Consider the following 9,078-nt stretch of genomic DNA (forward strand, 5'->3'; position numbering starts at 1 on the left):
TATAATCAGCGAAGAATTCAAAAAGGCTTGGATTTTAAGACACCAAATCAAATGGCAGAAGACTTTTATCGGTTAGCTGCCTAGAATCTCCCAAGTGAAAGTCTCCTGCTAATTCAGCACACATCAGGTACTGGCTAAATAGCAAATCGATACATATCTTTTTCATAGAGGAAATATGATTTTAGTAAGTTCTTGTCTGGCTGGCTTAAAGGTACGTTATAACGGGACGCATAGCTTAAACGAAAAAATCGAAAAATTAGTCAAAGATGGAAAAGCTACTATGGTATGTCCAGAGATTCTTGGCGGTTTATCAACACCACGCGAACCTGCCGAGATTTCGGGAGGTAATGGCGATGATGTCTTAGATGGAAAAGCCTGTGTAATTGAAAAATCAGGAAAGGATGTGACTTCAATCTATATTGAAGGGGCATATAGAACTTTAAAAAAAGTTCAATTATTAAAAGCTACTCTGGTAGTGCTTAAAGAAAATAGCCCTTCATGTGGTAGTTCAATGATTTACGATGGTCAATTTAATGGGAATAAGATCTATGGCAATGGAGTTACCTCCGCTTTGCTTAAACGTCATAATATAAAAGTCATTTCAGAAGAAACTTTTTGGCAACTTTTACCCTAGTTCCTCCGCTTTTATTTAAAATCTTCATGCAACTCCAACCACGCCCCCCTTTGCAATATCAAGTCTCTTCGGTATTTAGAGATATAGTGAGGTAATAATCTAAGAAGCATATCCATTACTTCCACATCAGTTAAAAAGTAGTGGTTCAATTTTATGCTGTAATTCTTTAACAATTTTAGCAAGCTGATCATGTAAAACTAACCAACATTGCTCATGACCTTGCCCAATATATTCATCTATTATGAGTTGCAAAATGTCTTGATCTATCTGACTTAAGAATTCTAAAAACCATGTCGCAGCAACATCCTTGGCAACTATTGTTTTATGATCTAATGTATAAGCTATACGGCATAGCGCTAAAATTTGATTACATTCATCCTGATCGTCTTTCCAATGAGCAATAATTTGTGGATAAGTTTTTTGCATGGCAAATATTAATTGTTCATAGCTAATTGGATTTAACCAATCGCAAATATCAGGTCCAAAGATAGTAATGTTATGTAATTGGGCAGTTTTAAGTAAAATACTAATATCTGGATCAGATTGACTATAAAGTAATTCACCTTTGAGTAATTCTTCTCTCAACCACTCGCCATATTGTAGCTGATATGTATATGGATGATTTTTATTGGTAATACTCCCTTTTTCTAATATCGTAATTTCTAAGGCACGCGCTGTAGCATGACCAATCGGAACAGATATATTTAGAAAATTCTGCGCTAATTGTTTTCTTTCCTGATCGGTAATTTCACGTTCAATAATAACTAAAATATCAAGATCACTTTTATGTTTTAAACCACCATCAACATACGAACCATATAAATAAATAGCATAAAGCTTATCTTTAAAATTTTTTTGTAAAAGCTGTTTTACACTTTCAACTTGGCGACACTCTTCATCATTTAAGCTTTGCATATGATTTTTAATTTAAAAAAATAAGTAATGAATTCATAGAGCATTATACAGAATAAGTGTAAATAATTTAATCAATTAGTAAATAACATACTATTTTTACAATATATTTACTTTCAATATAGAGTTTAATACATAAAACTCTATCAATCAAAAAAAGCTTGAAACAACATCTGAATAGTAAGAGTCATTTCCTCCTCACTTAGAGATGGATCCGGAAATTTGAACAACTCCTATAAGTGATACTCTGCTCCTCAAATGATGTTATAAACATCAATATATGGAGTATTTTATGGCACGTAGACCAAGAAGAAATCATTCAAACGACTTTAAGGCTAAGGTAGCACTTGCTGCGATCAAAGCAGAAAAAACACTTGCTGAATTGAGTTCTGAGTTTGATGTTCATCAAAACCAAATTATTGACTGGAAAAATCAATTGATCTCAGCTTCCTCACAAGCTTTCGATCAATCAAAAGCTCCATCAGAACCTCCCATTGATCTTAAAAAGTTACATGCAAAAATCGGTGAGCAGGCATTAGAAATTGATTTTTTAGAAGGTGTGTTGAAGAAACTGGGCCGCTTCAACCACAAAAGTTAATCGATCACTCACTTCAGATTTCAGTATCTAAACAAGCTAAGTTACTGAAAGTCTCTCGTGGTTGTTATTATTATCGCCCAAAACCTGTTAGCTCATCAGATCTGAAGCTGATGCGATGTATTGATGAATTACATATGCAATATCCTTTTGCAGGCAGTCGTATGATGCGTGATTTGTTGAATCGTCAAGGGCATCATATAGGACGACGTCATACACGTACTTTAATGAAGAAAATGGGTATTCAGGCGTTATATTGCAAACCAAATTTAAGCCAGGCTAATCAAGCTCACCGTAAATATCCATATCTGCTCAAAGGGTTGGCTATTCAGCGCAGTAATCAAGTGTGGTCTACGGATATAACGTATATCCCTATGGCAAAAGGCTTTGTTTATTTATGTGCTGTGATTGATTGGCATAGCCGCAAGGTACTTGCGCATAGGGTATCGATTAGTATGGAGGTGGATTTTTGTATTTCGGCTTTAAATGAAGCGATTGAAAAATATGGATCACCTGAAATATTGAATACAGACCAAGGCAGTCAGTTCACCAGTGATGCATTTATTGATGTATTGAAATCAAATGGCATTCAAATCAGTATGGATGGTAAAGGTCGATGGGTAGATAATGTGATGGTTGAACGATTATGGCGGAGCGTTAAATATGAAGAGGTGTATCTCAAAGCTTATAGCAGTGTCACAGATGCGAAAAAGCAATTGAGTGCATATTTTGAGTTTTATAATCTGAAACGACCTCATTCGAGTCTAGACAAAATGACACCAAATGAGTTTTACTATGATCAGCTACCCCAACAAAACAAGGTGGCTTAACTAGAGCGGAATATCACTTATAAATACGCTTTTAGTTGTTCAAACAAGTGGAACCACCTCTGTTTGTTTGTAATGATATTTTATAAAATTCAATATTAGATCTGCAGAGAAAAACTTATCAAACTAAGTATTGGCTAGTCTTTTTCTTCGAAAAACTTATCAAACGAAGTATTAAGTTAATCTTTTTCTTCAACTTCTTCCTTAAACTCAAACAAATCATTCATCGTACAGTTAAAGTACTTACACAACTTATCGGCGACTGGTAATTCAATACGTACAGCACGGTCATAATACATACTTGTGAGCGTGTTGCGATTGATACCTGTTGCATGCACCACTTCACTTAATTTTAAAATTTTTCTATCGCCCATGAGGCTAGATAACTTACAAGTAATCATATTTAAATTAATTTACAAAAAATAACTTGCTGTGGGTTATTTGAAGTTGTTGACTGAGTAATACTTTGCTAAAATTAACCTACAGCAGGTTATTACAACTTATAGAAAGTATATTTTATCCATTTCAACTAAATTATAACTTTTTAAATATAAGGATTGAACCTGCATTAGATTATTTTGTGGAGATGACCGCCGTGTTACCAAATGAGTTATTGATCAGCCAGCAAGCTCGTGACTTAGGAAATCAATTAATTAAAGAAATGAACATCAATAGAAGTTATGGAATGGCTAATTTTCTTGGAGTAAATACTTGCTATGATAATCATCAGGCTGTACTTATTTGGACATTTCAACTGCTTGAAAGGGAACCTGCCTTAAATGAATTAGCAGAAATTAAAAAATATTTTCTTTTAATCTTTCCAGATAGTGTTTATCAATTAGCCTAAGTTGTTTTTAAAATTAATTTATTAAATAAAAAGCACTAAATCAAAGAAAGCTTTATTTAAAAATACCTATTAATTCAAAAACATACCATTTACTGAATATATGAAGCATAGGTTCCTGCTCTATCACTCACTCGTACTAAAATTACATCGCTCTTTTTACTGATACTAAACAATTTATGTCCACGCCACGTTCTGCGGCTTCGAGGGCTAGTTTTTGTTGAACCACTGAGAACAAGGACAACAAACTGCCTACTATATTTTCCCGGAGAGTGGTGTAGGAACTTTTTCATTATTGCTAATCATATCAGCGACAACATCAGCAACGAGCTCCTCTATTCCTGAGAATGCTTTAGACTGATCCGCATCAAGCCAAGACAATGATGGAAACTCAGCACATCATTCGTTTAAGACCTATTTTAATGACGGCACTGGTCGCAAGTTTAGGTTTTATTCCAATGGCGTTAAACACTGGAATTGGTGCAGAAGTACAACGACCACTAGCAACAGTTGTTATCGGCGGTATTGTATCTTCTACAATTTTAACTTTGTTTGTATTGCCTATTTTATATCAATGGGCGCATGGCTCTGAGAGTAGCAAACAGCAATCCGACGAAATTTAAAATCAAAAAAAGCAGCTTAATTACTAGGTTATGCCTAATTAAGCTGCTTTTAATATTGTATGCCCAACATTTTATTGATAAAGCTTACTGCGCTTCATCCCGACAATTTTCATTTAAAAACTCAAACTCTATCGTTGTATGCGATAAATGATAGGAAGATAATTTAGCTGCAACTTCTTGTTTAAGCCTAATTAATTCTTTAACGTCAAAGTTGTCACTCAGCTCAAGGTGCGCTGTTAAAACGTGACTTTCACCATCTAGTGACCAAAAGTGCATGTGGTGGATACCATTAACTTCAGGAAATTCCATTAGTGATAGTTTAATACGCTTTTGAGTCTCTTTATCGGGTGCAGCTTGAAGAAATAAAACGAGTGTTGATTTCAGGTTTTTGAAAACATTAAACAAGATGAACAGCGTGAACCCTATTGATAAAAGGGGATCTAATATCGGCAGTTCAGCGAACAACAGTACGATAGAGACTATAAGAACGGCAACCCATCCAAGTACATCTTCAAGAAGGTGCCATGTCAGCACTTTCTCATTTAATGTTTCACCCGCTTTTAATTTTAATACAGCATATCCGTTAACGGCAACGCCGAGTATCGCTAGCCCTAACATCCCCTCGACTACAGGCATTTCAGGATTGGACAGCTTTGGAATTGCTTCAAATAAAATCCAAATTGAGCCAATGATTAAAACAATACTGTTTATCAATGCGCCAAAGAGAGTAAGTCTACGATAACCATAACTAAACTTATCTGATGCTTCTTTATCTGAAAAACGACTTAAAATCCACGCAAAACCTATTGAAAGACTATCACCAAGATCGTGAACTGCATCTGCCATTATCGCCGTACTGTTAGTGAGCCAACCACCTATAAATTCGATAATAGTGAATGTCACATTAAGGAAAAATGCCCAACCAATACGGTCATCTTTACCATGTTGATGACTATGATTATGGTTGTGCATTTTGTACCTCTAGTACTTTTCTATTTCTTAGTTTTGATACATTCATATTAATCAAGTGACGTATCAAGCGTTGATATATCCAGCGTTTGAACCCCGACAAGTTAGTCCCTTTTTCGAAATAGAACTCATCAGGGGAATCATAAAGCCCAAAGTCATCATGAATACCTTCTTTTTGAATATAGGTATTTTCTCCACGCCAATCTGTATCTGGTGATGAAAAGCACTTTGTTGCAACACCATAACCACAAAAATCATCTTTTACAAACTGATAAGCGGCACCAATTTTGTTGAAGTTATCCAAGTTTTTCCACCTACGTTGATCGATCAAGGATTGGATATCTTTGTGTTCAAAATTAACGATATTCGTATTGTTTAAATATTTCTCAGTCATTTTTTATATATCCTTTTCGTTGCATACTTATACTATAGACTCTATAGTAACTATAGAGTCAAATGTCTGGGGGAAATTGATGAAAATAGGCGAATTGTCAAAAAAATCGGGCTGTTCAATACAAACGATTAGATATTATGAAAGAGAAGGATTACTGTTAAATCCAAATCGTTCAGAAGGTAATTTCAGGCTGTATGATAGCAAAGCACTTAAACAATTGGAATTCGTAAAGCATTGTCGCAGCCTAGATATATCACTCAATGATATTAAACGTCTTATCGAATTAAAAAATAAGCCAGAAGAAAGCTGCTCTAGCGTTAATGCATTAATTGATCAGCAACTTGCACTAGTGAATAAACGCATGAAAGAATTAAGGGCGCTTAAAGCTGAATTACAACAAATGGCTAGTGCTTGTGGTTCGAACAACCCAACATACTCATTATATTCTGCTGACCATGTAACACGGCAAGTATATTGTTTACTATCCATTTGAAACCCCATAATGTTTTAAGTCTATGTATAAAAGTACGATTTTCACTTAGCAGTACTTAAATAATCACCCCACCACTGCATCATTTCAGTCCGCTGGGCTAAATAGTCAGCGTGATTATAGCTGGCACGGGTACGGTTCTTATCAATATGTGAAAGTTGTGCCTCAATCCAGTTATCCTGGAACAAACCTGAGTCATTCAAAATGGTACTAAAAGTGGAACGTAGTCCATGAGAGGATAATTGATGTTTTCCATAGCCCATCTTACGTATAGCCATATTTAATGTATTAAAATGAATCGGTTGATTATGTTTCCGTGGGCTAGCAAAAATGTACTTTTCACCGTATGACCATTGCATGACGTCTTTTAAAATATCTAAAGCCTGATCTGAAAGTGGAACTAAGAAGTCGGGAATCTCATGGCCTAATATGACTTTTCGTCGAAACTGTTTAATATGCAAGGCAGGTATTTTCCAGACTTTTTCATTTAAATCAAAATGATGAGGCTCAGCCAATAACAATTCAGCCCCTCGCACGCCAGTATGTAATTTGAACAGCAGTGCTTTTTTAATAATCGGATGGGCATCCAATTTTTGTAATTTATACTTAAAATCAGATATATCCTCCGCTTTCAAATACGGATAATTTTTCTTGATTTTACTGTTAATGGCGATTTTATTTAAACCATGCGCGATGTTGAATTCACAATAACCCATCGCTACAGCGTAGTCATAAATTTGGTTCAAATAACTACAAGCTTTCTTGACAGGTTCTTTTACTTGGCGTCCCTCTATTTTTTTGATTACTGAAACCAGGTCATAACGCTTGATGTTTTGAAAAGGTAGATCCTGAAGGTCTGGATAAATATCTTGCTGTAAGCATCTTTCTGCTAACTGTAGTACACCACAGCGGGGTAGATCGTTGAAGGCATTTTTCAGTTTGAACTGTAACCACTCCTCCCCGACCTTACCAAAGGTGATGACATTAGAGGCAGTATCTTGTTCAAAACAGAAATCATTGTCTTTAAAGTCATCTCTGACTTGTCGTGCCTTTTTCAGCGATAAATCAGGATAACGACCTAACTGAATGCGTCGACGTTTTTTAGTTTGTGGATCTGTATAGCGATAGCACCAAGATTTTCTTCCACTCGGCTCAATCTTCAGGCTAAGCCCATCTTCATCGGATAAAAAACTGGTTTTTTCCTTACAATGAGCTTGGCGAACTTTAATTTCAGTAAGACTCATGGAATTTAAATGAAACCTAACAATGGGTTGATTGGATCAATTATATCAAAATAGAACGCTTTATGTATGATGCGTACACTACGCATCATATATATTTGTAATATATTGTTTTATATATTTAATATTTTAAGTATTTGTATTTTAGTAACCATTATAAGTACCACCTCTTCTTTAAGTTCCCAACAACTCACTTTTTCTGTCATCAATGTTAAATAAGTCTTGTGCTTTAAATTCTTAGATGACCTCCTCTACCCTTTATTATCATTTTTATAAAAGTAACTATATGTACTCATTAAAATTTGTAGAGCTCAAAAACAAAAAAGACCGCTATATAGCAGTCTTTTAACTTAATTAAATAATAATTAATTCATTTTCATCATAAGTGCATAAGCATCACGTTTGTTTTGACGCAATGATTCTATCTCGGACTTCGTCAGCTGTTTTACGAGAGTAATTAACTATAACTAAAAATATAGACAAATATTTGCATAAGTTCTCATTTTGTCTATGTCGATTCAGTAGTGGCAAGGTGGGTATTTATTAGAGATTTAAATGATTATCTTTTGTATTTTAGGTGAGTGTCTTGGTATATTAGCATCCATATCTATTGATTATCCAATCCCTTAACCTAGGCATGACTTTGTGAAATTAACACGCATCCACCATTGTAAAAACTTGAATGTGCAAAAGTACAAACAGCTTGAGAAACAAGCTGTTTTACTTGGTCGTATTCGTAGCGAGGTGTGGGCTAAATATGGTGCTATTTCAGGTTTGAATATCAGTGACAGAGCTATTCGTGATGCGTGGATGAAAGAAAGTCGTGACTTTGGTGTTTCTGCAAATGCGTGGAAAGAAACGCTACGTGATTGCATAGGTGATATTAAAGCCTATCGAGAAGCATCAAAAGACAAAGTAAAGCAGGCGATCCGAAAACGCACCTCCTGTAATAATGAACAAAAAAGACTATACACCTTGCTTAAAAAAGATGAATGGATGACTGATAATTTCCTCCATCGTCAAATGCGTAATCACTTTAAGCATGGTGTTAATCACACACATAATCAAATTATTGTTCGTGCGGATATGTGTAAAACCTTTGAGTTAAATGGTCAATGTTGGCTTAAAGTACCAAGCCTAATCCCTCGACAAACCATTAAAATCCCATTAAATACGACTGTTGATTTTGCGCCACAAGGCACACTTAGAATCATTCTAAAAAACGGTAATGTTGAAGTTCACTCAACTTATGATGCAGTTGAAACACAGGATTGTGGTCAGGAAACCGTAGGTGTTGATAAAGGGTACTCAGAAGCTTTTGTGGACTCTGATGGCGATGTATATGGGAGTGGTCTAGGCAAGCTGATCTCAAGTGAATCAGATTATTTAAATCAAAAGTACAAGCACAGAAACAAGCTCAGAGTGATGTGTGCTTAAAAAACAGGAGGGTTTAACTTGGTAAACTATACATACTCATTAGGAGTTTACCATGAGCAAGAAACAGAAGACTTACACCGCAGAATTTAAAGCTGAAGCCATAAAAGCCATT

General features: G+C 35.2%; 10 protein-coding genes and 2 pseudogenes. 6 read left to right on the forward strand and 6 right to left on the reverse strand.

What is annotated here, in order from left to right; all coding sequences use genetic code 11:
* The first annotated feature begins 175 nt into the window (after window positions 1-175).
* The gene (locus tag FTV25_RS15305; RefSeq protein WP_077170035.1) at window positions 176-634 is read left to right on the forward strand and encodes a DUF523 domain-containing protein; all 459 of its coding nucleotides are present in this window, start codon (window positions 176-178) and stop codon (window positions 632-634) included.
* A 126-nt stretch (window positions 635-760) separates the two neighbouring features.
* On the opposite strand, the gene FTV25_RS15310 is transcribed toward FTV25_RS15305, so the two are convergent.
* A complete protein-coding gene (locus tag FTV25_RS15310) occupies window positions 761-1,549 on the reverse strand; it encodes an aminoglycoside adenylyltransferase domain-containing protein (protein WP_038350081.1) in 789 nt (262 codons plus the stop codon).
* Window positions 1,550-1,826: 277 nt separating this feature from the next.
* On the opposite strand from FTV25_RS15310, the gene FTV25_RS15315 reads away from it, so the two are divergent.
* Window positions 1,827-2,971 (forward strand): IS3-like element ISAba14 family transposase gene (locus FTV25_RS15315; RefSeq protein WP_099046175.1). Its coding sequence is split into 2 segments (ribosomal slippage): window positions 1,827-2,091 and window positions 2,091-2,971, totalling 1,146 coding nucleotides; the frame shifts between segments, so codons are not numbered across the junction.
* 176 nt (window positions 2,972-3,147) lie between these two features.
* On the opposite strand, the gene FTV25_RS15320 is transcribed toward FTV25_RS15315, so the two are convergent.
* Window positions 3,148-3,369, reverse strand: a complete 222-nt coding sequence (locus FTV25_RS15320) for a helix-turn-helix transcriptional regulator (protein WP_004658364.1) — start codon at window positions 3,367-3,369, stop codon at window positions 3,148-3,150.
* Window positions 3,370-3,563: 194 nt separating this feature from the next.
* Here FTV25_RS15320 and FTV25_RS15325 point away from each other — a divergent pair, with 194 nt between their 5' ends.
* On the forward strand, window positions 3,564-3,815 hold the full coding sequence (locus FTV25_RS15325; RefSeq protein ID WP_004658363.1) for a hypothetical protein: 252 nt from the start codon (window positions 3,564-3,566) through the stop codon (window positions 3,813-3,815).
* A 252-nt stretch (window positions 3,816-4,067) separates the two neighbouring features.
* On the opposite strand, the pseudogene FTV25_RS15330 reads toward FTV25_RS15325, so the two are convergent.
* Window positions 4,068-4,211, reverse strand: a pseudogene (locus FTV25_RS15330) (antitoxin HicB); the annotation flags it as partial.
* Between FTV25_RS15330 and FTV25_RS15335 the strand changes: the two are divergent.
* Window positions 4,211-4,435, forward strand: a pseudogene (locus FTV25_RS15335) (efflux RND transporter permease subunit); the annotation flags it as partial. The pseudogenes FTV25_RS15330 and FTV25_RS15335 sit on opposite strands and share 1 nt — an antisense overlap.
* Before the next feature lie 84 nt (window positions 4,436-4,519).
* Here FTV25_RS15335 and FTV25_RS15340 read toward each other — a convergent pair.
* Together FTV25_RS15340 and FTV25_RS15345 are read right to left on the reverse strand one after the other, a co-directional pair.
* A complete protein-coding gene (locus FTV25_RS15340; protein ID WP_127800877.1) occupies window positions 4,520-5,407 on the reverse strand; it encodes a cation diffusion facilitator family transporter in 888 nt (295 codons plus the stop codon).
* Window positions 5,394-5,798, reverse strand: coding sequence for a hypothetical protein (locus tag FTV25_RS15345; protein ID WP_180004480.1), 405 nt, complete (start codon window positions 5,796-5,798; stop codon window positions 5,394-5,396). Before FTV25_RS15345 ends, FTV25_RS15340 begins: the two co-directional genes overlap by 14 nt.
* 79 nt (window positions 5,799-5,877) lie before the next feature.
* Between FTV25_RS15345 and FTV25_RS15350 the strand changes: the two genes are divergently transcribed.
* Window positions 5,878-6,291 carry a Cd(II)/Pb(II)-responsive transcriptional regulator gene (locus tag FTV25_RS15350; RefSeq protein ID WP_005245163.1) on the forward strand — a complete coding sequence of 138 codons (414 nt, stop codon included), beginning with the start codon at window positions 5,878-5,880 and terminating at the stop codon, window positions 6,289-6,291.
* Window positions 6,292-6,332: 41 nt separating this feature from the next.
* Here the strand turns inward: FTV25_RS15350 and FTV25_RS15355 are convergent, their stop codons facing one another.
* Window positions 6,333-7,532 carry an integrase arm-type DNA-binding domain-containing protein gene (locus FTV25_RS15355; protein WP_005245164.1) on the reverse strand — a complete coding sequence of 400 codons (1,200 nt, stop codon included), beginning with the start codon at window positions 7,530-7,532 and terminating at the stop codon, window positions 6,333-6,335.
* Between the two features lie 642 nt (window positions 7,533-8,174).
* Here FTV25_RS15355 and FTV25_RS15360 point away from each other — a divergent pair.
* A complete protein-coding gene (locus tag FTV25_RS15360) occupies window positions 8,175-8,966 on the forward strand; it encodes a hypothetical protein (RefSeq protein ID WP_257219019.1) in 792 nt (263 codons plus the stop codon).
* The last annotated feature ends 112 nt before the right edge of the window (window positions 8,967-9,078 follow it).

The sequence above is a fragment of the Acinetobacter sp. YH12249 genome (assembly GCF_013417475.1).
Classification (GTDB): domain Bacteria; phylum Pseudomonadota; class Gammaproteobacteria; order Pseudomonadales; family Moraxellaceae; genus Acinetobacter.